This is a genomic window from Pseudomonas sp. TJI-51, assembly GCF_000190455.2.
GTDB lineage: Bacteria > Pseudomonadota > Gammaproteobacteria > Pseudomonadales > Pseudomonadaceae > Aquipseudomonas > Aquipseudomonas juntendi.
The window spans coordinates 1-24,273 of record NZ_AEWE02000078.1 but is presented as its reverse complement, the minus strand read 5'-3'; the positions used below and the strand labels follow the sequence as shown (position 1 = coordinate 24,273).

At 61.9% G+C, this 24,273-nt stretch carries 22 protein-coding genes and 7 tRNA genes; 25 read left to right on the top strand and 4 right to left on the bottom strand.

Annotated features, from left to right (window positions below):
• Positions 1 to 13 precede the first annotated feature (13 nt).
• From fabD to G1E_RS17160, 13 genes are all read left to right on the top strand, one after another.
• Positions 14 to 952 carry an ACP S-malonyltransferase gene (gene fabD / locus G1E_RS17220; RefSeq protein ID WP_029887081.1) on the top strand — a complete coding sequence of 313 codons (939 nt, stop codon included), beginning with the start codon at positions 14 to 16 and terminating at the stop codon, positions 950 to 952.
• Positions 953 to 967: 15 nt separating this feature from the next.
• Positions 968 to 1,708, top strand: a complete 741-nt coding sequence (fabG, locus tag G1E_RS17215) for a 3-oxoacyl-ACP reductase FabG (protein ID WP_009685066.1) — start codon at positions 968 to 970, stop codon at positions 1,706 to 1,708.
• A 202-nt stretch (positions 1,709 to 1,910) separates the two neighbouring features.
• The gene (gene acpP / locus G1E_RS17210; protein WP_009685065.1) at positions 1,911 to 2,147 is read left to right on the top strand and encodes an acyl carrier protein; all 237 of its coding nucleotides are present in this window, start codon (positions 1,911 to 1,913) and stop codon (positions 2,145 to 2,147) included.
• Between the two features lie 187 nt (positions 2,148 to 2,334).
• The gene (gene fabF / locus G1E_RS17205) at positions 2,335 to 3,579 is read left to right on the top strand and encodes a beta-ketoacyl-ACP synthase II (protein ID WP_009685064.1); all 1,245 of its coding nucleotides are present in this window, start codon (positions 2,335 to 2,337) and stop codon (positions 3,577 to 3,579) included.
• The gene (gene pabC / locus G1E_RS17200; protein ID WP_009685063.1) at positions 3,579 to 4,394 is read left to right on the top strand and encodes an aminodeoxychorismate lyase; all 816 of its coding nucleotides are present in this window, start codon (positions 3,579 to 3,581) and stop codon (positions 4,392 to 4,394) included. Before fabF ends, pabC begins: the two co-directional genes overlap by 1 nt.
• A gap of 4 nt (positions 4,395 to 4,398) precedes the next feature.
• Positions 4,399 to 5,583, top strand: a complete 1,185-nt coding sequence (mltG, locus tag G1E_RS17195) for an endolytic transglycosylase MltG (protein WP_047149967.1) — start codon at positions 4,399 to 4,401, stop codon at positions 5,581 to 5,583.
• Between the two features lie 9 nt (positions 5,584 to 5,592).
• Positions 5,593 to 6,225, top strand: coding sequence for a dTMP kinase (gene tmk / locus G1E_RS17190; protein WP_009685060.1), 633 nt, complete (start codon positions 5,593 to 5,595; stop codon positions 6,223 to 6,225).
• Entirely contained in the window at positions 6,218 to 7,204 is a 987-nt protein-coding gene (locus G1E_RS17185; RefSeq protein ID WP_029887100.1) for a DNA polymerase III subunit delta', read from the top strand. Before tmk ends, G1E_RS17185 begins: the two co-directional genes overlap by 8 nt.
• Before the next feature lie 30 nt (positions 7,205 to 7,234).
• Positions 7,235 to 8,017, top strand: a complete 783-nt coding sequence (locus tag G1E_RS17180) for a TatD family hydrolase (RefSeq protein ID WP_009685057.1) — start codon at positions 7,235 to 7,237, stop codon at positions 8,015 to 8,017.
• 452 nt (positions 8,018 to 8,469) lie between these two features.
• Positions 8,470 to 9,105 (top strand): TetR/AcrR family transcriptional regulator, encoded by a 636-nt coding sequence (locus tag G1E_RS17175; protein WP_009685056.1) that lies wholly within the window; start codon positions 8,470 to 8,472, stop codon positions 9,103 to 9,105.
• A gap of 91 nt (positions 9,106 to 9,196) precedes the next feature.
• The gene (locus G1E_RS17170; RefSeq protein WP_009685055.1) at positions 9,197 to 10,165 is read left to right on the top strand and encodes a GTP 3',8-cyclase MoaA; all 969 of its coding nucleotides are present in this window, start codon (positions 9,197 to 9,199) and stop codon (positions 10,163 to 10,165) included.
• A gap of 66 nt (positions 10,166 to 10,231) precedes the next feature.
• The gene (locus tag G1E_RS17165; protein WP_009685054.1) at positions 10,232 to 10,837 is read left to right on the top strand and encodes a DUF4823 domain-containing protein; all 606 of its coding nucleotides are present in this window, start codon (positions 10,232 to 10,234) and stop codon (positions 10,835 to 10,837) included.
• A gap of 10 nt (positions 10,838 to 10,847) precedes the next feature.
• Complete coding sequence (locus G1E_RS17160; protein WP_009685053.1) at positions 10,848 to 11,408, top strand: DUF1285 domain-containing protein; 561 nt, start codon at positions 10,848 to 10,850, stop codon at positions 11,406 to 11,408.
• Positions 11,409 to 11,490: 82 nt separating this feature from the next.
• Here G1E_RS17160 and G1E_RS17155 read toward each other — a convergent pair.
• Together G1E_RS17155 and G1E_RS17150 are read right to left on the bottom strand one after the other, a co-directional pair.
• A tRNA-Asn gene (locus G1E_RS17155) sits at positions 11,491 to 11,566 on the bottom strand.
• A gap of 62 nt (positions 11,567 to 11,628) precedes the next feature.
• Complete coding sequence (locus tag G1E_RS17150; RefSeq protein WP_009685052.1) at positions 11,629 to 12,825, bottom strand: amino acid aminotransferase; 1,197 nt, start codon at positions 12,823 to 12,825, stop codon at positions 11,629 to 11,631.
• A 287-nt stretch (positions 12,826 to 13,112) separates the two neighbouring features.
• Here G1E_RS17150 and uvrB point away from each other — a divergent pair, with 287 nt between their 5' ends.
• Positions 13,113 to 15,128, top strand: coding sequence for an excinuclease ABC subunit UvrB (gene uvrB / locus G1E_RS17145; protein WP_009685051.1), 2,016 nt, complete (start codon positions 13,113 to 13,115; stop codon positions 15,126 to 15,128).
• Between the two features lie 37 nt (positions 15,129 to 15,165).
• Here the strand turns inward: uvrB and G1E_RS17140 are convergent, their stop codons facing one another.
• The gene (locus tag G1E_RS17140; RefSeq protein WP_175442625.1) at positions 15,166 to 16,656 is read right to left on the bottom strand and encodes an MDR family MFS transporter; all 1,491 of its coding nucleotides are present in this window, start codon (positions 16,654 to 16,656) and stop codon (positions 15,166 to 15,168) included.
• Positions 16,657 to 16,705: 49 nt separating this feature from the next.
• Positions 16,706 to 17,761, bottom strand: coding sequence for an HlyD family secretion protein (locus G1E_RS17135; RefSeq protein ID WP_009685049.1), 1,056 nt, complete (start codon positions 17,759 to 17,761; stop codon positions 16,706 to 16,708).
• A gap of 144 nt (positions 17,762 to 17,905) precedes the next feature.
• Between G1E_RS17135 and gltX the strand changes: the two genes are divergently transcribed.
• The 11 genes from gltX to G1E_RS28395 all read left to right on the top strand — a co-directional run bounded on the left by gltX (position 17,906) and on the right by G1E_RS28395 (position 24,245).
• The gene (gene gltX, locus G1E_RS17130; RefSeq protein ID WP_009685048.1) at positions 17,906 to 19,387 is read left to right on the top strand and encodes a glutamate--tRNA ligase; all 1,482 of its coding nucleotides are present in this window, start codon (positions 17,906 to 17,908) and stop codon (positions 19,385 to 19,387) included.
• 338 nt (positions 19,388 to 19,725) lie between these two features.
• Positions 19,726 to 19,801, top strand: a tRNA-Ala gene (locus G1E_RS17125).
• Between the two features lie 72 nt (positions 19,802 to 19,873).
• Positions 19,874 to 19,949, top strand: a tRNA-Glu gene (locus G1E_RS17120).
• 52 nt (positions 19,950 to 20,001) lie between these two features.
• Positions 20,002 to 20,077: transfer RNA gene (locus G1E_RS17115), tRNA-Ala, on the top strand.
• A 42-nt stretch (positions 20,078 to 20,119) separates the two neighbouring features.
• Positions 20,120 to 20,195: transfer RNA gene (locus G1E_RS17110), tRNA-Glu, on the top strand.
• A 61-nt stretch (positions 20,196 to 20,256) separates the two neighbouring features.
• Positions 20,257 to 20,332 (top strand) — tRNA-Ala (locus G1E_RS17105).
• A 42-nt stretch (positions 20,333 to 20,374) separates the two neighbouring features.
• A tRNA-Glu gene (locus tag G1E_RS17100) sits at positions 20,375 to 20,450 on the top strand.
• 239 nt (positions 20,451 to 20,689) lie between these two features.
• On the top strand, positions 20,690 to 21,124 hold the full coding sequence (locus tag G1E_RS17095; protein WP_009685047.1) for a thioesterase family protein: 435 nt from the start codon (positions 20,690 to 20,692) through the stop codon (positions 21,122 to 21,124).
• 51 nt (positions 21,125 to 21,175) lie between these two features.
• The gene (locus G1E_RS17090) at positions 21,176 to 22,144 is read left to right on the top strand and encodes a tRNA-dihydrouridine synthase (protein WP_009685046.1); all 969 of its coding nucleotides are present in this window, start codon (positions 21,176 to 21,178) and stop codon (positions 22,142 to 22,144) included.
• A 142-nt stretch (positions 22,145 to 22,286) separates the two neighbouring features.
• Positions 22,287 to 22,730 (top strand): Hsp20 family protein, encoded by a 444-nt coding sequence (locus G1E_RS17085; RefSeq protein ID WP_009685045.1) that lies wholly within the window; start codon positions 22,287 to 22,289, stop codon positions 22,728 to 22,730.
• Positions 22,731 to 22,884: 154 nt separating this feature from the next.
• Positions 22,885 to 24,245, top strand: a protein-coding gene (locus G1E_RS28395) for an IS3 family transposase (protein ID WP_232961734.1) whose coding sequence is annotated in 2 segments (ribosomal slippage) — positions 22,885 to 23,353 and positions 23,353 to 24,245 — 1,362 coding nt in all. Because the reading frame shifts where the segments join, the coding sequence is not laid out codon by codon here.
• The last annotated feature ends 28 nt before the right edge of the window (positions 24,246 to 24,273 follow it).

Sequence of the window (24,273 nt, the reverse complement as noted above, 5' to 3'; positions counted from 1 at the left end):
AAGGGCTTGTTCAATGTCTGCATCTCTCGCATTCGTCTTTCCCGGTCAAGGTTCCCAGTCGCTGGGCATGCTCGCCGAGCTCGGCGCCGAGAAGCCAGTGATCATCGAAACCTTCAAGGAAGCTTCTGCAGCACTCGGTTACGACCTGTGGAAGCTGGTTCAGGAAGGTCCGGAAGAGCAACTCAACCAGACTGACAAGACGCAGCCGGCGATCCTCACCGCGTCCATCGCGTTGTGGCGTCTGTGGCTGGAAGAGGGCGGTGCCACGCCAGCTTTCGTGTCCGGTCATAGCCTGGGTGAATACAGCGCCCTGGTCGCTGCCGGCAGCATCAGCCTGAAAGACGCTGTGCGCCTGGTCGAGCGCCGTGGCCAGCTGATGCAGGAAGCGGTACCTGCCGGGCACGGGGCCATGGCCGCCATTCTCGGCCTGGACGACGCTGTGGTCGTGGAGCTCTGCGCCGAAGCGGCTGAAGATGAAGTGGTCAGTGCCGTCAACTTCAACTCGCCAGGGCAGGTGGTCATCGCCGGCAACAAGGCGGCGGTCGACCGCGCCATGGAGCTGTGCAAGGCCAAAGGCGCCAAGCGCGCCCTGCCGCTGGCCGTCAGCGTGCCTTCGCACTGCGCCCTGATGAAGCCGGCTGCCGAGCGCTTTGCCGATGCGGTCAACGCCATCGAGTGGAAGGCCCCGCAGATCCCGGTGGTGCAGAACGTCACCGCCGCCATCGCGGCCGACCTCGATGCCCTCAAGCAGGACCTGCTGGCGCAGCTGTACCAGCCGGTACGCTGGGTTGAGTGCGTGCAGGCCCTGGCGGCCAATGGTGCAGTCAATCTGGTCGAGTGCGGCCCGGGCAAAGTCCTGGCTGGCCTGAACAAGCGTTGCGCCGATGGCGTGACCACTTACAACCTCAATACCCCTGACGCCGTTGCCGCCACCCGCGCGGCACTGGCCTGAATTGGAGAAGCTTGCATGAGCCTGCAAGGTAAAGTTGCACTGGTCACTGGCGCCAGCCGTGGCATTGGCCAGGCCATCGCCCTGGAACTGGGCCGCCAGGGCGCAACCGTGATTGGTACCGCCACTTCGGCCTCCGGCGCCGAGCGTATCGCCGCCACCCTCAAAGAGCACGGTATCACCGGCACCGGCATGGAACTGAACGTGACCAGCGCCGAGTCGGTTGACGCGGTACTGGCTGCCATTGGTGAGCAGTTCGGCGCCCCGGCCATTCTGGTCAACAACGCCGGCATCACCCGGGACAACCTCATGCTGCGCATGAAAGACGACGAATGGTTCGACGTGATCGACACCAACCTGAACAGCCTCTACCGTCTGTCCAAGGGTGTGCTGCGTGGCATGACCAAGGCTCGTTGGGGTCGTATCATCAGCATCGGCTCGGTCGTCGGTGCCATGGGTAACGCTGGCCAGGCCAACTATGCGGCTGCCAAGGCCGGGCTGGAAGGCTTCAGCCGCGCCCTGGCGCGTGAAGTCGGTTCGCGTGGCATTACCGTCAACTCGGTGACCCCTGGTTTCATCGATACCGACATGACCCGCGAACTGCCTGAAGCGCAGCGCGAAGCCCTGCAAACCCAGATTCCACTGGGCCGCCTGGGGCAGGCCGACGAAATTGCCAAGGTGGTTTCGTTCCTGGCTTCGGACGGTGCAGCCTATGTAACCGGCGCAACCGTGCCGGTCAACGGCGGGATGTACATGTAACCCTGCAACTCAATGTGACGGATTTCGTGAAAAAAGAGTCATACTGCGAGCCTAAAATCCGTTATAAAGCTGCAATCAGATTCCAGACAGCGGGTGCGATGACTAGCCTGAAGGCAGGTTCAGCTTGAAAAGCGAACGTCTTTCTATAAAATTAGCCACCGGCCAGCTGCCTGCATATATCCATTAGGAGTGAAAACTAGGTATGAGCACCATCGAAGAACGCGTCAAGAAAATCGTCGCCGAGCAACTGGGCGTCAAGGAAGAAGAAGTGACTGCTGAGAAGTCCTTCGTCGATGACCTGGGTGCCGATTCGCTTGACACCGTTGAACTGGTGATGGCTCTGGAAGAGGAATTCGAGACCGAAATCCCTGACGAAGAAGCCGAGAAGATCACTACCGTTCAAGCTGCTATCGACTACGTCAAGAACCACCAGGCTTAAGACGTTACAGTCGACGCTACTTGTCGGGGAAAACCGCACTGCCTTCGCTGGCGTGCGGTTTTTTCTTTGCGAGCGCCGCGTATTGCCCGGGCCGCCTCGTTCACCGCGCACCAAGAGCCTGTTGCCATTTCATTCCAGCGCTTGAATGCAATGCCAAGAGACTCTGTTATTAGAAAAGGAGAGTACTGTGTCGCGTAGACGCGTCGTGGTCACCGGTATGGGTATGCTGTCGCCACTGGGTACCGATGTACCGAGCACCTGGCAGGGCATTCTGGCTGGCCGCAGTGGCATTGGTCCGATCGAACACACGGACCTGTCTGCCTACTCCACCCGTTTTGGCGGCTCGGTGAAAGGCTTCGAGGTGGAGCAGTACCTGTCGGCCAAAGAGGCCCGCAAGCTCGACCTGTTCATCCAGTACGGCCTGGCGGCCGGGTTCCAGGCGGTGCGTAATGCCGGCCTGGAGGTCACCGACGCCAACCGCGAGCGCATCGGCGTGGCCATGGGGTCGGGGATCGGTGGCCTGACCAACATCGAAGAAACCAGCCGCACCCTGCATGACTCGGGGCCGCGTCGCATTTCGCCATTCTTCGTGCCGGGCTCGATCATCAACATGATCTCGGGTTTCCTGTCGATCCACCTGGGCCTGCAGGGCCCCAACTACGCCATTGCCACTGCCTGCACCACGGGCACCCATTGCATCGGCATGGCCGCGCGCAATATCGCCTACGGTGAAGCCGACGTAATGATTGCCGGCGGCGCCGAAATGGCCGCGTGCGGGCTGGGCATGGGTGGCTTCGGTGCATCGCGCGCGCTGTCCACCCGCAACGACGAGCCTGCCCGCGCCAGCCGCCCTTGGGACAAAGGTCGCGACGGTTTCGTGCTGTCCGACGGTGCCGGTGCCTTGGTGCTCGAAGAACTGGAGCATGCCCAGGCCCGTGGGGCGACCATCTATGCCGAGTTGATCGGTTTTGGCATGAGCGGCGACGCCTACCACATGACCTCGCCACCAGACTCCGGTGAAGGCGCTGCGCGCTGCATGGCCAACGCCCTGCGCGATGCTGGCATCCAGCCGGAACACGTGAGCTACATCAACGCCCATGGCACTTCGACCCCCGCGGGCGACATTGCCGAGGTGGCGGCGATCAAGCGCGTATTCGGCGACCACGCCTACAAGCTGGCAGTCAGCTCGACCAAGTCGATGACCGGCCACCTGCTGGGGGCGGCTGGCGCGGTAGAAGCGATCTTCAGTGTGCTGGCGATCAACAGCCAGATGGCGCCCCCGACCATCAACCTGGACGAACCGGACGAAGGTTGCGACCTGGACTTCGTGCCGCACCAGGCGCGCAGCATGCCGATCGATGTGGTGTTGTCCAACTCGTTCGGCTTTGGTGGCACCAACGGCTCGCTGGTGTTCCGCCGGTTCGCCGGTTGATGCTCAGCTGGATCGACGGCCAGCCCGCGACTGCGCTCAATCTGCAGAACCGCGGGCTGGCTTACGGCGATGGTCTTTTCGAAACCATCGCCGTTCGGCATGGCCGGCCCAGCCTCCTGGATGACCATCTCGCTCGCCTGGCGCTGGGTTGCCAGCGGCTGGCGATTGGCGCCGACCTGGCGCAGGTGCGTGAGGAATTGCTGCGCTACGCCAGCCAGCTCGGCGACGGGGTAGCCAAACTCATCCTCACCCGTGGCGACAGCCAGCGTGGTTACGCGTCGGTTGCCGATGCCGTGCCCCGGCGTATCCTGCAGGGCGGCCCATTACCCAGCTATCCTGTTGCCCATGCCGAGCAGGGCGTACGCTTGTTCCCCTGCCAGACACGGCTTGGGGAACAACCGTTGCTGGCCGGGCTCAAACACCTCAACCGTCTGGAGCAGGTGCTGGCCCGTGCCGAATGGCAGGACAGTGACCATGCCGAGGGCCTGATGTGTGACGGGCAAGGCCGGGTGATCGAAGGGGTATACAGCAATCTGTTCCTGGTGCGCGACGGCGTGCTTTTTACTGCCGACCTCAGCCGTTGTGGCGTGGCCGGGGTCATGCGCGGTGCCTTGCTCGAACAGGCGCGCTTGCAGGGTATTACGGCCAACGTCTGCGACCTGCCGTATGGTGCGCTGGAGCAGGCCGATGAAGTATTTGTTTGCAACAGCGTCTATGGCGTCTGGCCCGTGCGCGGCCTGGCCGCGTTAAACTGGTCGCCGGGCCCGCTTACCCGAAAACTGCAGGCCGTTGCCCGTACGTTACTGGAAACCTGAATTCGTGAGACGTAAATTCCTGCTGCTGCTGGAAATGGGTCTGATCCTCGCCGGTCTGGCGCTAGGCTGGTCGGCCTGGAAAATCAACTCGGTTCTGGAGCAGCCACTGCACGTCACGCAGGAACGCCTGCTCGACGTGCCCAATGGCACCACCCCCAACCGCATGTTCTACCGCATGCAAACCGAAGGGCTGCTCGACGACGCCGTCTGGTTGCGCCTGTACTGGCGCTTCAACATGGCCGGTACCCCGTTGCACACCGGCGAATATCGCCTCACCCCTGGCATGACCGTCGAGCAGCTGTTCGACGCCTGGCGCCGGGGCGACGTAGTTCAATACAACCTGACCCTGGTCGAGGGCTGGACCTTCCGCCAGCTGCGCGCGGCCGTGGCCAAGCATGAAAAGCTCAAGCACACCCTGGATGGCCTGTCGGACGCCGAGGTCATGGACAAACTCGGCCATACCGGTGTGTTCCCTGAGGGCAGGTTCTTCCCCGATACCTACCGCTTCGTGCGCGGCATGAGCGACGTCGAATTGCTGCAGCAGGCCTACATGCGTCTGGAAGAAGTGCTGGCCAAGGAATGGGCCGAGCGCGCCACCGACCTGCCGTACCGCGATCCCTACCAGGCGCTGATCATGGCTTCGCTGGTGGAGAAGGAAACCGGCATCCCCCAAGAGCGCGGTCAGATCGCCGGGGTGTTCGTGCGGCGTTTGCGCCTGGGCATGATGCTGCAGACCGATCCGACGGTTATCTACGGGATGGGTGAGCGCTATAACGGCAAGATCACCCGTGCCGACCTGCGTGAGCCTACGCCCTACAATACCTACACCATCACTGGCCTGCCGCCCACGCCGATTGCCATGGTCGGCCGCGAGGCGATTCACGCGGCGCTTAACCCGGCCGATGGCACCAGCCTGTACTTCGTCGCCCGTGGCGACGGCAGCCATGTGTTCTCCGACGACCTCAACGATCACAACTCGGCGGTGCGGGAGTTTCAGCTCAAGCGGCGGGCAGACTATCGCTCCAGCCCCGCGCCGCAGCAGCCGGCAAAGCCGGGCGCCGATGACGCTGCGCCAGCCGCCGGCGAAGAGCAGCCGGTACCCGATGAGCCGGCTGCGCAGCCGGCGCCGGCCGCTCCCGCCGGTGATGCCCAGGCGGCCGAGCCGGCAACGCCTGACGAACAACATTAAGGACTGCCTGTGAGCGGCTTGTTTATTACTTTGGAAGGCCCCGAAGGCGCGGGCAAAAGCACCAACCGCGACTACCTGGCGGCGCGCTTGCGCGAGCATGGCCTGGATGTGGTGCTGACCCGTGAGCCTGGTGGCACGCCGCTGGCCGAGAAGGTGCGTGAGCTGCTACTGGCCCCCAGCGATGAACCCATGGCCGCCGACACCGAACTGCTGCTGGTGTTCGCTGCCCGCGCCCAGCACCTGGCCCAGGTGATCCGCCCGGCGCTGGCCCGTGGCGCTGTGGTGTTGTGCGACCGGTTTACCGATGCCACATATGCCTACCAGGGCGGCGGCCGCGGCCTGTCGGTCGAGCGTATCGCCACCCTGGAGCAATTCGTCCAGGGCGACCTTCGCCCGCAGCTGACCCTGGTGTTCGACCTGCCGGTCGAAGTCGGTTTGGCCCGTGCCGCTGCGCGCGGCCGCCTCGACCGCTTCGAGCAGGAAGGCCAGGCGTTTTTCCAGGCTGTGCGCCAGGCCTACCTGCAGCGCGCCCAGCGCGAACCGCAGCGTTACAGCCTGCTGGATGCCGCACAGCCGCTCCCGGCCGTGCAGCGTGCTATCGATGCGCTGTTGCCGGCCATCGTGGAGCGTTGCCGTGGCTGAGGCCTACCCATGGCAGCAGGCGCTCTGGCAGCAATTGGCCGGGCGCAGTCAGCATGCCCATGCCTACCTGCTGCACGGGCCGCAGGGCATTGGCAAGCGGGCCATGGCCGAGCGCCTGATGGCCCGCCTGTTGTGCCAGCAGCCGCAAGGCCTGGATGCCTGCGGCACCTGCAAGTCCTGCCTGCTGCTGAAGGCCGGTAGCCACCCTGACAACTACATCCTTGAGCCCGAAGAGGCCGATAAGCCGATCAAGGTCGACCAGGTCCGTGAGCTGGTGGCCTTCGTGGTGCAGACGGCGCAGTTGGGTGGGCGCAAGGTGGTGTTGATCGAGCCGGTCGAAGCCATGAACGTCAATGCTTCCAACGCACTGTTGAAAAGCCTTGAGGAGCCTTCCGGCGACACCGTGTTGCTGCTGGTCACGCACCAGCCCAGCCGGCTGCTGCCGACCATCAAGAGCCGTTGTCAGCAGGTAGCCTGCCCCCAGCCAAACCTGGCCCAGAGCCAGGCCTGGTTGGCCGCGGCGTTGCCTGATATGGACGAGGCCGAGCGCGACGAATTGCTGAGTTTGGCCGCCGGCTCGCCGCTGATGGCGATCAGCCTGCAGGCGCAGGGTGTGCGCGAGCAGCGTGCGCTGGTTACTGACGGGGTGAAGAAGTTGCTCAAGCAACAGCAATCGCCCAGCCAGCTGGCCGAAGCCTGGAAGGCTGTGCCGATGTTGAGGGTATTCGACTGGTTCTGCGATTGGGCGCACCTCATTCTGCGCTACCAGTTGACCCAGGACGAGGAGGGGTTAGGCTTGGCCGATATGCGCAAGGTGGTGCAGTACCTGGCGCAGAAAAGCCGCCAGGCCAAGGTGCTGGAGGTGCAGGCGTGGATCCTCGAACAGCGCCAGAAGGTGCTGGGTAAGGCCAACCTCAATCAAACCCTGTTGCTCGAATCGCTGCTGGCTCATTGGCTGCAACTGCCGGGCGCCCGCTGATTTCCCATTTTCCATGTGTGCCGCTATCCCATGCTCGTAGACTCCCATTGCCACCTTGACCGTCTTGACCTCAGTGCCCATCAGGGCTCGCTCGATGCTGCGCTGCAGGCGGCGCGTGATCGCGGGGTGGGGCATTTCCTGTGCATCGGCGTCAGTGCCGAAAACGCCGGCGCGGTAAAGGCGTTGAGCGAGCAGTACGCGGATGTCGACTGCTCGGTCGGTGTACACCCGCTGGACCTGGCGCCGGGCGAAACCCCGGCGCTGGAATGGCTACTGCGCGAACTGGCCCACCCGCATGTGGTGGCCATTGGCGAAACCGGGCTGGATTACCACTACGAGCCGGAAGCCGCTGAATTGCAGCAGGCCTCGTTCCGCCTGCACCTGGAGGCTTCGCGGCAGACCGGCAAGCCAGTGATCGTGCATACCCGGGCGGCGCGTGCCGATACCCTGGCACTGCTGCGCGAGGCCAATCTGCCGCAGGCTGGCGTGCTGCACTGCTTTACCGAAGACTGGGACATGGCCAAGGCGGCGCTGGACCTGGGCTATTACATATCGCTGTCTGGCATCGTTACCTTCCGCAATGCCGATGCCCTGCGGGAAGTGGCGCGACAAGTGCCGGTCGACCGCTTGTTGGTGGAAACCGATTCGCCGTACCTGGCGCCAATTCCGTATCGCGGCAAGCCGAACCTGCCGCAATATGTGCGGGAAGTGGCGGAGTATGTGGCTTCGCTGCGCGGGGCCAGTTATGGGCAATTGGCTGAGCAGACAACGGCTAACTTCAAGCGGTTGTTTCCGTTGGCGCGGGTGGGTTGATTCATTGGAGTTGAAGGTTGTGTGAGGGCCATTGCCTGCCACAACAAATTCAGCGCCTGTGAGCTCGAGCACCTTCGCCCCTCATACCATCCCCAAAACCCCACCTCCAACGCATATCCCCCGCAAACACGCAAAAAAAACCCGGGTTCTGGGGGAGGAATCCGGGTTAAGACCATTAGGAGTAAAACAAAGGTACGCGGTCCCTGAGCACCTTTATCGGCGCGCCGCTAGGGGGGGATGCGCCGCGCCAACACTTCTAGTATTGGCCAGGTTTGGCGGCCTGCCAGTGGCTATTGGTCGTTTTTTAAACAGATTTGGAATACGCCCGCGTCTGGTTCCTCCCGCAGCGTATGGTCGAGAGCATCCTGAAACACAGCCATGCTCGGAAGATCCGTGCAATTTCCCGCAAGTTAGGCATAATAAACCGCTTCGATTGTCATCCAGTCCTTCCCATGCAGAAAGAACCTCGTAAGGTCCGTGAGTTTCGCCGTCGCGAACAGGAAATCCTCGACACCGCGCTCAAGCTGTTTCTCGAGCAAGGTGAAGACAGCGTCACCGTCGAAATGATCGCCGACGCCGTGGGCATCGGCAAAGGCACGATCTACAAGCACTTCAAGTCCAAGGCCGAGATCTACCTGCGCCTGATGCTCGACTACGAGCGTGACCTGAACGGGTTGTTGCACTCGGCCGACGTCGACCGTGACAAAGAGGCCCTGTCGCGTGCCTATTTCGAATTCCGCATGCGTGACCCTCAGCGTTACCGGCTGTTCGACCGCCTGGAAGAGAAGGTGGTCAAGGGCAACCAGGTGCCGGAAATGGTCGAACAGTTGCACAGCATCCGTGCCTCCAACTTCGACCGCCTCACCCAGCTGATCAAGGGCCGCATCAGCGAAGGCAAGCTCGAAGACGTGCCTCCTTACTTCCATTACTGCGCCGCCTGGGCACTGGTGCATGGCGCTGTTGCGCTGTACCACTCACCGTTCTGGAGCAATGTGCTGGAAGATCAGGAAGGCTTCTTCCAGTTCCTGATGGACATCGGCGTGCGCATGGGCAACAAGCGCAAGCGCGACCCGGAACCGTCCCACTGAGCTACGCCCCACCGGCATGTGTACAGGGCTTGCAAAAACCTGATTTATGAGTCAGCTTTTGCCGGCCCCTTTACCCATGCCGGAGTCATCCATGATCGTCGATCGTCAAGGCAGGCGGTTTCGCAACCTGCGTGTCAGCCTGACGGCTGCCTGCAATTACGCCTGTACCTATTGCGTGCCCGACGGCAAGCGCCTGGTGGCGGCGCAGGATGAGCTTTCGGCAGACGCACTGGCGCGTGGCGTGGCCTACCTGATTGAAGCAGCCGGCATCGAGCGCTTGCGTATCACCGGTGGGGAACCGCTGGTCAGTCCGCGCCTGGATGCCTTTCTCGCCGCGGTGGCCAAACTCGGCCTCGAGGATATTTCGCTGACCACCAATGGTCAGATGCTGGGCCGTAAGTTGCCGCAATTGCAGGCAGCCGGAATTCGCCGGCTGAATGTTTCGCTCGACACCCTGGACCCGTTGGCGTTTCGCCAGATCGCCCGCGGCGGCGACCTGGCCACGGTGCTGGCGGCGATGGAGCGGGCCCGCGCCATGGGCATGCAGATCAAAGTGAACATGGTGCCGATGCGCGGGCAAAACCTCGACCAGGTGCTGCCGTTGCTGGATTACTGCATGGCGCGTGGCTTTGAGTTGCGTTTCATCGAACTGATGCGCATGGGCCACCTGGCGCGTGATCACTCTGCTTTCCTGCGGCAATTTGTCAGCCTCGATGACCTGCTCACGCTGATCGGCGGTCAGCACGCCTTCGCCCGTGTCGCTGCGCCGGTGGACGCCACCGCCATGCGCTATCAGATCCCCGGCAAGGGGCACTTCGGCGTGATCGCCAATGAGAGCGTGCCGTTCTGCCGGACGTGCTCGCGGCTACGGCTGTCGTCCACAGGTTGGCTGCATGGCTGCCTGTCGTCGGGTAATCGTCATTTCGTTGGCGACCTTCTGCAGAAACCACGTCACCAAGCCTTGCCGGCGCTGCAGCGGTTACTGGTCAAGGCGCTGGCAGACAAACAGGCATTGGCGTTTTCCGGCGGCGTGACGGTGATGAAGGTAATCGGCGGCTGAAGCTGGCGCAAAAGCTGCATCCGCCGGCTATTCGCCGGTTTTTCGTCGCCGGTCACTGGAGGAAAGATGCGTAGCCTGGTCTTGCTGCTGGCGCTGATGGCGTTGGGCGGTTGCATGAATGTCAGCGATATGGGCGAGGGCGTCCGCTATCACATGAGCGACGCAGGGCTGCTGGACCATAGCGAAACCCGGCGCACGCTGTCGATTCGCCTGCAGCCCGACTCGTTCATCTTCATAGGGCAGGGCGCATTCGTGCCGCCTGGCAAGGGCCCGGTACCCCGGCAGAATGCAGTGGCCGAGCAGGCGTTCAAGAGTTTCGTCGAGTATTTCCCGCTGGTGCGCCGCGCCCAAGGCCCGCTGGGCCTGGAAGAGGCCATTGCGCAGGCCCGTTCGGTCGGTGCCGACTATGTGCTGTATACCCGCTTTGCCCGCACCGACGACCGCATCGGCAATGGTGACGAGTGGTACGACGAGCAAGCCGTCGACCGCCTGGGCTGGGACAGCGGTGTGGTGCAGATGATGCTGATCGAAACCAATACCCGCTACCTGATCGATACCGCTCGCATCAAGAGCCGTGGCGGTTTGTTGACGTTCCACGATAAAACCCCCGAGGATTTGCTTGCCGCACCGATGCGCGAGTACGCTCGTAGCCTTCTGGGCATGAGTGAGTGAGGCGAGTGTGATGAGCGACACCGGTAAGGCCAACGACCTGCTGGCGCAGATCCCCAAGGCCAAGGGCCTGCCACCGGTCCACCTGTGGAACCCCGATTTCTGCGGTGACATCGACATGCGTATCGCCCGCGATGGCACCTGGTATTACCTGGGCACGCCCATCGGCCGCAAACCGATGGTGCGGCTGTTCTCGACCATCCTGCGCCGCGATGGTGACGATTACTTCCTGATTACCCCGGTGGAAAAGGTGGGCATCCAGGTAGACGATGCGCCGTTCGTGGCAGTGGCGCTGGAGGTGCAAGGGCAGGGCGAGCAGCAGGTGCTGCGCTTTACCAGCAATGTCGAGGATCAGGTCGAGGCCGGCCCGGCCAATCCGCTACGGGTAGTCACCGATCCGGTGACGCAAGCGCCGTCGCCGTACGTGCTGATGCGCAGTAATCTCGAGGCATTGATACACCGCAATGTGTTCTACCAGATGGTGGAGTTGGCGGTGCCGCGCGAGATCGACGGTGAGCAATGGCTGGGCGTTTGGAGCGGTGGCGAGTTCTACCCGATTGGGCGCAGCAGCTGATTGCATTGTGCGTGCGTCGCCGGCTTCGCAGCAAACGAAAAAGCCCCCGGCTGCTTTGACAGCCGGGGGCTTTTTCAATGTTTGGCTCCGCGACCTGGACTCGAACCAGGGACCCAATGATTAACAGTCATTTGCTCTACCGACTGAGCTATCGCGGAATCTGCGCACATCATACCGATCGCCAGGGGGAAGTCAAGCCACCCCCTGCCAAATCAAGCAGTTACAACACTTGCACAATCGCCTTGGTGACGACATGGATGTTGCTCTGGTTCAGCGCAGCCACAGCGATGCGGCCAGTGTCCAGCGCATAGATGCCAAAGTCGTTCTTCAACCGGGCGACCTGCTCTACGCTCAGGCCCGAGTAGGAGAACATGCCGACCTGGCGACCGACGAAGCTGAAATCGCGGTTGGCACCGTACTCGGCCAACAGCGCGACCATCTGCTTGCGCATGCCGTGGATGCGTTCGCGCATTTCGGCCAGTTCGGTTTCCCACATCTGGCGCAGCTCGGCGCTGTTCAGCACGGAAGCAACGATGGTTGCGCCGTGGGTAGGCGGGTTGGAATAGGTGGTGCGGATCACGCGCTTGACCTGCGACAGCACGCGGGTGCTTTCGTCTTTGGAGGCGGTAACCACCGACAGCGCACCTACGCGCTCGCCGTACAGCGAGAACGACTTGGAGAATGAGCTGGATACGAAGAACTCCAGGCCCGACTCGGCGAACAGGCGGACCGCGAAGGCGTCTTCGGCAATGCCGTCACCAAAGCCTTGGTAGGCCATGTCGAGGAACGGCACGTGGCCTTTGGCCTTGACCACTTCCAGCACGTTTTTCCAGTCGTCCAGGCTCAGGTCGACGCCCGTCGGGTTGTGGCAGCAGGCGTGCAGCACCACGATCGAGCCGGAGGGCAGGGCGTTGAGGTCTTCGAGCATGCCGGCGCGGTTGACGTCGTTGCTCGGGGCGTCGTAGTAGCGGTAGGTCTGCACCGGGAAACCGGCCGACTCGAACAGGGCGCGGTGGTTTTCCCAGCTCGGGTCGCTGATGGCCACCACGGCGTTTGGGGAAATCCGCTTGAGGAAGTCGGCACCGATTTTCAGTGCGCCAGTACCACCGACAGCCTGCACGGTGACCACGCGGCCGGCGGCCAGCAGTGGCGATTCGGCACCGAACAGCAGCTTTTGCACGGCCTGGTCGTAGGTGGCGATACCATCGATCGGCAGGTAGCCGCGCGAGGCATGCTGGGCTGCACGCTGGGTCTCGGCTTCGATCACGGCGCGCAGCAGCGGAATGCGGCCTTCCTCATTGCAGTACACGCCAACACCCAGGTTGACCTTGTCGGTACGTGGGTCGGCATTGAATGCTTCGTTGAGGCCCAGGATAGGGTCGCGGGGTGCCAGCTCGACAGCGGAAAACAGGCTCATTGTTACTTCGGCTCTGATTGGAGAGTGATAGGGCGTACACGCTCCAGCCGAATGCACTGAAGCGGTGCACAAACGGGGAGTCAGTATAGTGATACCGACCGGTGACCGCGACACTCTGGCGCGGCTTTTCCGGGTATTTGCGCAAATATTTTTTGACCATCGGTCTGATTGCCCGGTCAACCGTAATACCTGGTTGTGGCTGTGCCTTGAAAGCCGCCCCTTGCGGGCGCATTTGGGTATAGACTACTGGCTAAATTTACAGTTGCTGCAGCACCGCGAGGTCCGTCATGTCCGAGTTCCAGCTCGTTACCCGTTTCCAGCCTGCCGGCGACCAGCCCGAGGCGATCCGCCAGATGGTTGAGGGCATCGAGGCCGGGCTGTCGCACCAGACGCTGCTGGGGGTGACCGGTTCGGGCAAGACGTTCAGCATTGCCAACGTGATTCAGCAGGTTCAGCGCCCGACCCTGGTGCTGGCGCCGAACAAGACCCTGGCCGCGCAGCTGTACGGTGAGTTCAAGGCGTTTTTCCCCAATAACGCGGTGGAGTACTTCGTCTCCTACTACGACTATTACCAGCCGGAAGCCTATGTACCGTCGTCGGACACCTTCATCGAGAAGGATGCATCGATCAACGACCATATCGAGCAGATGCGTCTCTCGGCGACCAAGGCGCTGCTGGAGCGCCGCGATGCGATCATCGTCACCACCGTGTCGTGCATCTACGGCCTGGGCAGCCCCGAGACCTACCTGAAAATGGTCCTGCACGTGGACCGCGGCGACAAGCTCGACCAGCGCGCGCTGCTGCGCCGCCTGGCCGACCTGCAGTACACCCGCAACGAGATGGACTTCGCCCGCGCCACCTTCCGTGTAAGGGGGGATGTGATCGACATTTTCCCCGCAGAATCGGACCTGGAGGCCATCCGCGTCGAGCTGTTCGACGACGAGGTGGAGAACATCGCGGCGTTCGACCCGCTGACCGGCGAGGTCTTCCGCAAGCTGCCGCGGTTCACCTTCTACCCCAAAAGCCACTACGTCACCCCGCGGGAAACCCTGCTGGACGCCGTGGAGGGCATCAAGGCGGAGCTCAAGGACCGCCTGGAGTACCTGCACAAGGCCAACAAGCTGGTCGAAGCCCAGCGCCTGGAGCAGCGCACCCGGTTCGACCTGGAGATGATCCTGGAGCTGGGCTACTGCAATGGCATCGAAAACTACTCGCGTTACTTGTCTGGCCGCCCGGCGGGTGCACCGCCGCCAACGCTGTACGACTACCTGCCGCCCGATGCGCTGCTGGTGATCGACGAATCCCACGTCAGCGTGCCGCAGGTGGGGGCCATGTACAAAGGCGACCGTTCGCGCAAGGAAACCCTGGTCGAGTATGGCTTCCGCCTGCCGTCGGCACTGGACAACCGGCCCATGCGCTTCGATGAATGGGAGAGTGTCAGCCCACAGACCATCTTCGTTTCCGCCACCCCGGGGCCTTATGAGGCCGAGCATGCCGGGCGGGTGGTGGAGCAGGTGGTGCGCCCCACCGGGCTGGTCGACCCGCAGGTCGAAATTCGCCCGGCGCTGACCCAGGTCGACGACCTGCTGTCGGAGATCCGCAAGCGGGTGGCTGCCGGCGAACGGGTGCTGGCCACCACCTTGACCAAGCGCATGGCAGAAGACCTCAGCGACTACCTGGCCGATCACGATGTGCGGGTGCGCTACCTGCACTCGGATATCGACACAGTGGAGCGGGTGGAGATCATCCGTGACTTGCGCCTGGGTACCTTTGACGTGCTGGTAGGGATCAACCTGCTGCGTGAGGGCCTGGACATGCCCGAGGTGTCCCTGGTGGCGATCCTCGATGCCGACAAGGAAGGCTTCCTGCGCTCGGAGCGGTCGCTGATCCAGACCATTGGCCGTGCGGCGCGTAACCTCAATGGCCGGGCCATCCTGTACGCCGACAACATCACCGGCTCGATGCAGCGGGCGATCGATGAAACCGAGCGCCGCCGCGAGAAGCAGATCGCCTTCAACGAAGCCAACGGCATCGTGCCCAAGGGCGTGATCAAGGACATTACAGACATCATGGAGGGCGCCACCGTCCCGGGTGCGCGCAGCAAGAAGCGCAAGGGCATGGCCAAGGCCGCGGAGGAAAGCGCCCGTTACGAGGCCGAACTGCGCACGCCTGGGGAGATCACCAAGCGTATCAAGCAGTTGGAGGAGAAAATGATGCAGTTCGCCCGCGACCTGGAGTTCGAAGCCGCGGCGCAGTTGCGTGACGAGATCACCAAGCTGCGTGAGCGGTTGATCACCAGTTGAAGGCTGGCGCCGGCCCTGTGGGTGCATCGTAACAAGCTCAATGGGCCTCGCCAGCTTTCAAGCCCTGGGGCAATTTGCGGGTCAGCAGCACCGCCACCATGCTTACCGCCAAACCAATACCGACGAAGTGGAAGGCGTCGTTGTAAGCCATGATCAGCGCCTGCTGGTGGGTGATCTCGCTCAGCTTGCCCAGCGCCGCATTGTCACTCCCCAGGCGGTCCGTCAGTTGCGCCAGGCGCTCGGCCACTTGGGGGTTGGTGGGCACCACTGCCTCACGCAGGTAATCGAAGTACACCTTGGTCCGCGCGTCCAGCAGTGTTGCCAGCAAGGCAATGCCAATGGCGCCGCCGAGGTTGCGCAGGATATTGAACAGGCTCGACGCAGACCCTGCGTCCTGCGGCTGAATATAGGCGGTGGCGATCAGCGAGATGGTGACCATGATCATCGGCTGGCCCAGTGCGCGAATGATCTGCACATGGTTGAACTGCGGCCCGGCAAAGTCAGGGTTCAGGACCCCCGAGCCGAAACTGGCAGCGCCGAACAGGCAGAAGCCCAGCGCACACAGCACCTTGGGCGATACCACCTTCATCAGCTGCGGCACCAGCGGAATCAGGAACAGCTGCGGAATACCCATCCACATGATCACTTCGCCAATCTGTAGGGCGTTGTAGCCCTGCACCTGGGTCAGGTACAGCGGCAGCAGGTAGATCGAGCCGTACAACCCGACGCCCATGCCCAGGCTGGCGATGCTCGACAGGCCGAAGTTACGGTTGCCGAGTATGCGCAGGTTGATCAGTGGGTGCGGCCTGGAAAACTGCAGGATGACGAAGGTGATGAGGCTGACCAGGGCGACGCTGCCCAGGGCCACGATCAAGTGCGATTCCAGCCAGTCCTTGCGGTGGCCTTCTTCCAGAAATACCTGCAGGCAGCCCAGGCCCAGGCCGAGTGTGAGGATGCCGGCATAGTCGGTGCTTTTCAGCAGGTCCCAGTGCGCCTCCTTTTTCTCCAACCCGTACAGCAGGCCAGCGATCATCACCAGGCCCGGCGGGATGTTGATGTAGAAGATGTATTCCCAGCCCCAGTTCTCGGTCAGCCAGCCGCCCAGGGTGGGGCCGATCGACGGCGCGAAGGTGGCGGTCATGGCGAACATGGCCATGCCCTTGGCACGGTGGTGCTCCGGCAGTTTGGTCAAGGTCAGGGTGAATGCCAGCGGGATCAGCGCGCCGCCGGTAAAGCCTTGCAGGGCGCGGAACAGGATCATGCTTTCCAGGTTCCAGGCCATCGAGCACAGTAACGAAGACAGCAGGAACCCGGCCGAAACCCACACCGCCAGGCGCCGCGCCGACAGCAGCTGCACCAGCCAGGCCGTTAGCGGGATCATGATGATTTCCGCGACCAGGTACGAGGTGGAAATCCACGAGCCTTCTTCCAGGGTGGCCGATAGCGCGCCCTGGATGTCCTTGAGCGAAGAGTTGGTGATCTGGATGTCCAGCACCGCCATGAAGGCGCCGAGCATCATGCTCATCACGGCGATCCAGTCGCGGCGGCTGGGCTCCGCCGTCGGGCGCAGCAGTTGTTCAGCGGCCATCGTGGCCTTCGTCTTCGTTGCGCAGGTCCACGGTGGCAGTGACCGACATGCCCGGGCGAATACGCCCGTGCAGAGGGTTGTCGGCGCGGAAGGTGAGTTTTACCGGGATGCGCTGGACCACCTTGGTGAAGTTGCCGGTGGCGTTGTCCGGTGGCAGCAGGCTGAATTGCGCACCCGAGGCTGCGAACAGGCTGTCGACCCGGCCTTCGATCGGCGTATCGGGATAGCTGTCGAACAGCAGTTCGGCGCGCTGGCCTGGCTGCATATGGCCAATCTGGGTTTCCTTGAAGTTGGCCTGCACCCAGATGTCTTCGTCAGGCACGATCGACAGCAAGTAAGCCCCGGCCTGCACCACCTGGCCATTACGGGCACTGCGCTGGCCGATGGTGCCGCTGATGGGCGCGCGGATCTCGCAGCGGGTGAGGTTCAACTCGGCCTGGGCCAGGTCGGCGCGGGCATTGGCGATCTGCGCATCGAGGCGCTTGAGCTCGGCATTCAGTGCGCTGACCTGCTGGCGCTGGCTTTGCAGGTCGGCACGGGCCTTGTCCACTTGCGACCCGGCAACATGGCTGTCGGCCGACAGGGTGGTGACCCGTTCTTCCGACACAAACCCTGGCTTGCGCAGTTTCTCAGCGCGGCTCAGGTCCAGCCGCGAGCGGTCGAACGTGGCCTGGTTGGCGGCCACCTGGGCCTGGCCGGCGGCAATCAGGCTGCTTTGCTGGGTAAGGCGGCTTTGCGCCTGGGCGTACTCGGCTTCGCGGGTGGCCAGTGCCGCACGGGCGCGCTCAAGGGCCAGCTCGAAATCGGCCGCCTCCAGGCGCACCAGCAGGTCGCCCTGGTTGACATGCTGGTTGTCTTCGACCGGCACGCTGTCGATGCGCGCGCCCAACTGGCTGGAGACACGGGTGATCTCGCCCTGTACGTAGGCGTTGTCGGTGCTTTCGTAGAAGCGCCCCTTGAAATACCAATGGGCCAGGAAAGCCAGGGCAATGATGGCCACCAGGGTGAAGAATATCGCCAGGCGGCGTTTGAGTTGGGCAGGCATGGGGGATTGTCGTTGCAGAAATGTAAATAAATTTAACAGCGGCAGATGGCCACTCGGCAAGTGACGTTCGCGCCATTGCTGGAGCCCGGTGCCCGCCACCTGCTAACATCCCGCCTTTGTTTCATCTTTCGTTCGAGACTCTCCATGACCACCGTACGCACGCGTATCGCGCCATCGCCTACCGGCGACCCTCATGTTGGCACTGCCTACATCGCCCTGTTCAACTACTGCTTCGCCAAGCAGCACGGCGGTGAGTTCATCCTGCGCATCGAAGACACCGACCAGTTGCGCTCCACGCGCGAGTCGGAGCAGCAGATCTTCGATGCCCTGCGCTGGCTCGGCATCGAATGGAACGAAGGCCCGGACGTTGGCGGCCCGCACGGCCCGTACCGGCAGAGCGAGCGTGGCGAGATCTACGCCCAGTACGCCAAGCAACTGGTCGACGCCGGCCACGCTTTCTACTGCTTCTGCACCGCCGAAGAGCTGGAACAGATGCGTGCCGAACAGCAAGCCCGCGGCGAAACCCCGCGCTATGACGGCCGTGCCTTGCTGCTGAGCGACGAGGAAGTGCAGCGCCGCCTGGCCGCTGGCGAGCCGCACGTGATCCGCATGAAGGTGCCCAGCGAAGGCGTGTGCGTGGTGCCGGACATGCTGCGTGGCGATGTCGAAATCCCGTGGGATCGCATGGACATGCAGGTGCTGATGAAGAACGACGGCCTGCCCACGTACTTCCTGGCCAACGTGGTGGACGACCACCTGATGGGCATTACCCACGTGCTGCGCGGCGAAGAATGGCTGCCATCGGCACCCAAGCTGATCAAACTGTACGAGTATTTCGGCTGGGAGCAGCCCAAGCTGTGCTACATGCCGCTGCTGCGTAACCCCGACAAGTCCAAGTTGTCCAAGCGCAAGAACCCGACGTCGGTCACCTTCTACGAGCGCATGGGCTTCATGCCCGAAGCCATGCTCAACTACCTGGGCCGCATGGGCTGGTCGATGCCAGACGAGCGCGAGAAGTTCTCGCTGGCCGAGATGGTCGAGCACTTCGACCTGTCGCGCATCTCGCTGGGCGGCCCGATCTTCGATATCGAGAAGCTGTCCTGGCTCAACGGCCAGTGGTTGCGCGAGCTGCCCGTCGAGGAGTTCGCGGCGCGCCTGCAGAAGTGGGCGTTCAACAGCGATTACATGATGAAGATCGCCCCGCATGTGCAGGGCCGGGTGGAAACCTTCAGTCAGGTCGCCCCGCTGGGCGGTTTCTTCTTCGAAGGCGCGTTGAAGCTGGACGCCAAACTGTTCGAAAGCAAGAAGTTGTCGGCCGACCAGGTGCGCCAGGTCATCCAGCTGATCCTGTGGAAGCTCGAAAGCCTGCGCCAGTGGGAAAAAGAGCGTATCACCGGCTGTATCCAGGCTGTGGTCGAGGCGCTGGAGCTGAAGCTGCGCGATGCCATGCCGCTGATGTTCGCGGCCATCACCGGCCAGGCCAGCTCGGTGTCGGTGCTGGACGCCATGGAAATCCTTGGCCCGGACCTGACCCGCTACCGCCTGCGCCAGGCCCTGGACCTGCTGGGTGGTGTGTCGAAGAAGGAAAACAAAGAGTGGGAAAAGCTGCTGGCCACCATCGCCTGAGGAAGGCCGCAGCCGAACCTTGTGGGAGCGGCCTTGTGTCGCGAAAGGACCGCAACGCGGTCCCACGATTTCAGCTTCAACGCAAATATCGCCGGGGCCGCGTTGCGGCCCTTTCGCGACACAAGGCCGCTCCCACAGGTTGATCGCAGGCCCTGGATGCTCAGGTTTGGGCAGGGCAGGGCGGTAAGTGATTGTTATCTGTGAAAAAATTTTTGATTATTTTTGAAAATTCGTTTGACAGCCCTGCAATCCGATCTTAATATGCGCCCCGTCCACAGCGATGAACGTAAACGAAGCGCCAGGCACCCAGCCAGCGGTTCGGTTCAAAGCGACATTGTGGGGCTATAGCTCAGCTGGGAGAGCGCCTGCATGGCATGCAGGAGGTCAGCGGTTCGATCCCGCTTAGCTCCACCAAATTCCGCTTAACAGCCCAGGCTGGTAAGCAAGACCGGGTCCAGCAACCGGGTCTTGAAGGTAAGAAGGTTCGTCCCCTTCGTCTAGTGGCCTAGGACACCGCCCTTTCACGGCGGTAACAGGGGTTCGAGTCCCCTAGGGGACGCCAGTTTTGCACAAGCGATGTTGTAGATGTCGCTGGGCCGCGAGGCTAAAAATACGGGGCCATAGCTCAGCTGGGAGAGCGCCTGCCTTGCACGCAGGAGGTCAGCGGTTCGATCCCGCTTGGCTCCACCAATTCTGCCAGGGTTCACGCGAGTGAATCTTCGCGAAGGTTACGTCCCCTTCGTCTAGTGGCCTAGGACACCGCCCTTTCACGGCGGTAACAGGGGTTCGAGTCCCCTAGGGGACGCCACTTTTCCTGCGTTTTGCAGGGCTTAAAAAGGCTCGTCGATTATTGATGAGCCTTTTGTTTCGGGGCTATAGCTCAGCTGGGAGAGCGCCTGCATGGCATGCAGGAGGTCAGCGGTTCGATCCCGCTTAGCTCCACCATTTATGCCAGGGTTCATGCAAATGAATCTTTGCGAAGGTTATGTCCCCTTCGTCTAGTGGCCTAGGACACCGCCCTTTCACGGCGGTAACAGGGGTTCGAGTCCCCTAGGGGACGCCAATTTTTTTACCCGCGTTTTGCGGGACTTTGAAGGCTCATTCGATTATTGAATGAGCCTTTTGTTTTTCCCCTTCCCCCGTTTTCCCTGTCATACCTGCTCTGGACTAGGGCCATGGCTTTTGCCTGGCTAACGCATTCTGCAGGCTGCGCAGGGTGCATTGACCCTGGAGCATGGCGATGTCGCTGGACATTGACCCGCTCGCCGCTGCTAAATCGGCTTTTGCGCCAAGGAAGCGAACATGAGTTGGGACCTGCCAACACCCTTCGTCATCGACCTGCGCGTCGGCAGCGAGGACATCGATGGCCTCGGCCACGCCAACAATGCCGTCTACGTCACCTGGCTGGAGCGCTGTGCCTGGCGTCACTCCCAGCGCCTGGGCCTGGACCTTGCCGCGTATCGCCGGCTGGACCGTGCAATGGCTGTGGTGCGCCACGAAATCGATTACCTGGCGGCCGCCTACGAAGACGACGAATTGCAACTGGCCACCTGGATCATCGACTGGGATCAGCGCCTGCGCATGACCCGGCGTTTCCAACTCCAACGCCCGCGTGACGGTGTGACCCTGCTGCGAGCGCAGACCACCTTCGCCTGCATCGAGCTTTCCAGCGGCAAGCCCAGGCGCATGCCGGCAGAATTTCTCGACGGTTATGGGCCGGCGCTGATCGGTGCCTGAAACGCCGGTTTTTTTTGTTAGACTGCCGCCTTTTTCCGCCGAGACCCCGACATGCAAATTGCTCTGGCCCCCATGGAGGGGCTGGTCGACAACATCCTGCGCGACGTGCTGACCCGTGTGGGCGGCATAGACTGGTGCGTCACCGAGTTCATTCGGGTGTGCGACCGCCTGTTGCCGCCGGCTTCGTTCCACAAGCTGGCGCCCGAGCTGCGCCAGGGGGCGCTGACGGCTGCCGGGGTGCCCATGCGCGTGCAACTGCTGGGGTCGGACCCGCTATGCCTGGCGGAAAACGCCGCACTGGCCTGTGAACTGGGCGCGCCGGTCATCGACCTGAACTTTGGCTGCCCGGCCAAGACAGTGAACAAGTCCCGCGGTGGCGCCGTGCTGCTCAAGGAGCCGGAGTTGCTCCATGCCATCGTGCATGCCGTGCGCCGCGCGGTGCCTGCGCATATCCCGGTAACCGCGAAGATGCGCCTGGGCTTCGATAGCCCGGCCGGCGCGCTGGATTGTGCCATGGCGCTGGCTGACGGCGGCTCGGCGCACCTCGTGGTGCATGCGCGGACCAAGGTCGAGGGCTACAAGCCGCCCGCCCATTGGGAGTGGGTGGCGCGGGTGCAGGACGTGGTCAAAGTGCCCGTGTTTGCCAATGGCGAGATCTGGACCGTGGACGACTGGCGGCGTTGCCGTGAAGTCAGTGGTGCCGAGGACATCATGCTTGGCCGTGGGCTGGTTTCGCGCCCTGACCTTGGCCTGCAGATAGCCGCGGCGCGGGATGGGCGTGATTACCAGCCGTTGGGCTGGCAGGACCTGCAGCCGCTGCTGCGCGAGTTCTGGCGCCAGGCCCAGGCCAAGCTGTCACCGCGTTATGCGCCAGGCCGACTGAAGCAGTGGCTGGCCATGCTGACCCGTAGTTACCCGGAGGCGGTGCTGCTGTTTGCCGAGTTGCGCCGCGAGGATGACTGTGCGCGCATCAGCCGGTTGCTGGGCTGTGAGGCGGTGGCCGAGGCCTGTGTTGCCTGATCGGCCATCGCCCGTTCAACCTCTGCAGATTTTTTCAATTTACCCCCTTGAAAGCCTTTGTCTCGTCCCTATCTCTTGAGTACGCGATGCCGAATTCGGGTCGCGCAATGATTTACTTGCTGATACTCAGGAGTTTATGACCATGACTACCGCTTTCTCTCTTGCTCCACTGTTCCGTCATTCCGTTGGCTTCGACCGCTTCAATGACCTGTTCGAATCCGCGGCCCGTAATGAGGCTGGTAGCAGCTACCCGCCCTACAACGTGGAAAAGCATGGCGATGACCAATATCGTATCGTGGTTGCCGCAGCCGGTTTCCAGGAGCAGGACCTCGACCTGCAGGTCGAAAAGGGTGTCCTGACCGTTATCGGTGGCAAGCGTGACAATGGCGACGCTGAAGTGACCTACCTGCACCAGGGTATCGCGCAGCGCGCCTTCAAGCTGTCGTTCCGCTTGGCCGACCACATTGAAGTCAAGGCTGCCGGCCTGGCCAATGGTCTGCTCAGCATCGACCTGCTGCGCATCGTGCCTGAAGAAGCCAAGGCCAAGCGCATCCCGATCAACGGCGACAAGCCAGCGCTGAATTGATGGGGTCGTTGTAAACAAGGGCATCTTTGGGTTAATGCCTGCGTTACTGGGGCTGCTTTGCAGCCCTTCGCGGGCACGCCCGCTCCCACAGGTGAATTCAAGATGGACTGCCCCCAAGAAGTTGGACACCAATCCAATTTCTTGGGGTGTCCATATGAGCAAGTACTCAGACCAATTCAAGCTTACCGCCGTTCATGCCTACCTGGAGGGTGGTGAAGGTTTCCGAAAAGTAGCCCAGCGACTTGCAGTGGACTTCAGCCTGCTGCGGCGCTGGGTCTCCAGCTTCCAGAAACATGGCCAGTTCAGTCTGTGTAAACCAGGCCAGCGGTACAGTGCGACCTATAAGCGCTCAGTCCTTGAGTACATGCACAAGCATCAGCTTTCCTTGCGCCAGACCGCCGCCCATTTCGGTCTTGGTCAGTCTTCGCAGATAGGCATTTGGGCGCGGCAGTACTACAGTGGAAGTCCGGCTTCGCCTGCTCCCAAGAGAAGAAAACCTGCTGCCATGTCGAAAAAGCCTTACCCCATCAAACCCACAACCTCTGATGACACCGATAAAAGCCGCGACCAGTTGCTGGCTGAGCTTGAATGGCTGCGCATGGAGAACGCTTACCTAAAAAAGCTGGAAGAGTTGAAGAAGCAGGAGCGAAGGCAGCCCAAAAAACCCTGATCGTGTCTGCGCTCAAGGACAGGTTTCCCTTGGCCGCTGTTCTGGAGTTGGCGGATCTGCCGCGCAGTACGTTCTATTACCAGCTTCAAGCGCAGGCCAAACCTGATAAGCATGCTGCTCTGAAGCAGATGATTCAGCGTGTCTATCACGAGGAAAAAGGGCTTTACGGTTACCGGCGCGTTGCGATCGTGATCCGCAATGGCGGGACCTTGGTTAACAAAAAAGTGGTGGAGCGTTTGATGATCGAGCTTGATCTTCGCTCACTCGTGCGGCCGAAAAAATATCGGTCGTACAAGGGTGTCGTCGGCACCATCGCGCCCAACCTGCTGGAGCGAAACTTTATTGCGCAGCGCCCGAATCAGAAGTGGGTGACCGATGTGACCGAGTTCAAAGTGGCTCAGGAAAAAGTCTACCTCTCCCCCGTGATGGACTTGTACAACGCCGAAATTGTGGCCTACGAAGTGGCCAGCAGGCCATGCCTTGGGCTGGTCACCAACATGCTGGGCAAGGCCTTCAAGCGCCTGGGAAACAAGCCGAAACTGGTACTCCACTCGGATCAAGGCTGGCACTACCAACACTCGCAGTACCGCCACAAGCTGGCCGAGCAAGGGGTGAAGCAGAGCATGTCACGTAAAGGAAACTGCTTGGATAATGCGGCTATGGAGAGCTTTTTTGGTACGCTTAAGTCCGAATTTTTCTACCCGCAGCGCTTCAAGAGCGTTGAAGAACTGAAAGCCGGTCTGGATGAGTACATCCACTACTACAACCATGACCGCATCAAGCTAAAGCTCAATGGCATGAGCCCTGTGAAATACAGGGCTCATGCTGCAGGGGCTGCTAGCTGAAACTGTCCAACTTATTGGGGGCAGTCCA

Bases quoted from the DNA above. Each gene is read 5' to 3' on its own strand.
- fabD (WP_029887081.1), top strand. From the start codon at position 14: ATGTCTGCATCTCTCGCATTCGTCTTTCCCGGTCAAGGTTCCCAGTCG.
- fabG (WP_009685066.1), top strand. From the start codon at position 968: ATGAGCCTGCAAGGTAAAGTTGCACTGGTCACTGGCGCCAGCCGTGGC.
- acpP (WP_009685065.1), top strand. From the start codon at position 1,911: ATGAGCACCATCGAAGAACGCGTCAAGAAAATCGTCGCCGAGCAACTG.
- pabC (WP_009685063.1), top strand. From the start codon at position 3,579: ATGCTCAGCTGGATCGACGGCCAGCCCGCGACTGCGCTCAATCTGCAG.
- G1E_RS17180 (WP_009685057.1), top strand. From the start codon at position 7,235: ATGCTCGTAGACTCCCATTGCCACCTTGACCGTCTTGACCTCAGTGCC.
- G1E_RS17175 (WP_009685056.1), top strand. From the start codon at position 8,470: ATGCAGAAAGAACCTCGTAAGGTCCGTGAGTTTCGCCGTCGCGAACAG.
- G1E_RS17170 (WP_009685055.1), top strand. From the start codon at position 9,197: ATGATCGTCGATCGTCAAGGCAGGCGGTTTCGCAACCTGCGTGTCAGC.
- G1E_RS17165 (WP_009685054.1), top strand. From the start codon at position 10,232: ATGCGTAGCCTGGTCTTGCTGCTGGCGCTGATGGCGTTGGGCGGTTGC.
- G1E_RS17160 (WP_009685053.1), top strand. From the start codon at position 10,848: ATGAGCGACACCGGTAAGGCCAACGACCTGCTGGCGCAGATCCCCAAG.
- G1E_RS17150 (WP_009685052.1), bottom strand. From the start codon at position 12,825: ATGAGCCTGTTTTCCGCTGTCGAGCTGGCACCCCGCGACCCTATCCTG.
- uvrB (WP_009685051.1), top strand. From the start codon at position 13,113: ATGTCCGAGTTCCAGCTCGTTACCCGTTTCCAGCCTGCCGGCGACCAG.
- G1E_RS17135 (WP_009685049.1), bottom strand. From the start codon at position 17,761: ATGCCTGCCCAACTCAAACGCCGCCTGGCGATATTCTTCACCCTGGTG.
- gltX (WP_009685048.1), top strand. From the start codon at position 17,906: ATGACCACCGTACGCACGCGTATCGCGCCATCGCCTACCGGCGACCCT.
- G1E_RS17095 (WP_009685047.1), top strand. From the start codon at position 20,690: ATGAGTTGGGACCTGCCAACACCCTTCGTCATCGACCTGCGCGTCGGC.
- G1E_RS17090 (WP_009685046.1), top strand. From the start codon at position 21,176: ATGCAAATTGCTCTGGCCCCCATGGAGGGGCTGGTCGACAACATCCTG.
- G1E_RS17085 (WP_009685045.1), top strand. From the start codon at position 22,287: ATGACTACCGCTTTCTCTCTTGCTCCACTGTTCCGTCATTCCGTTGGC.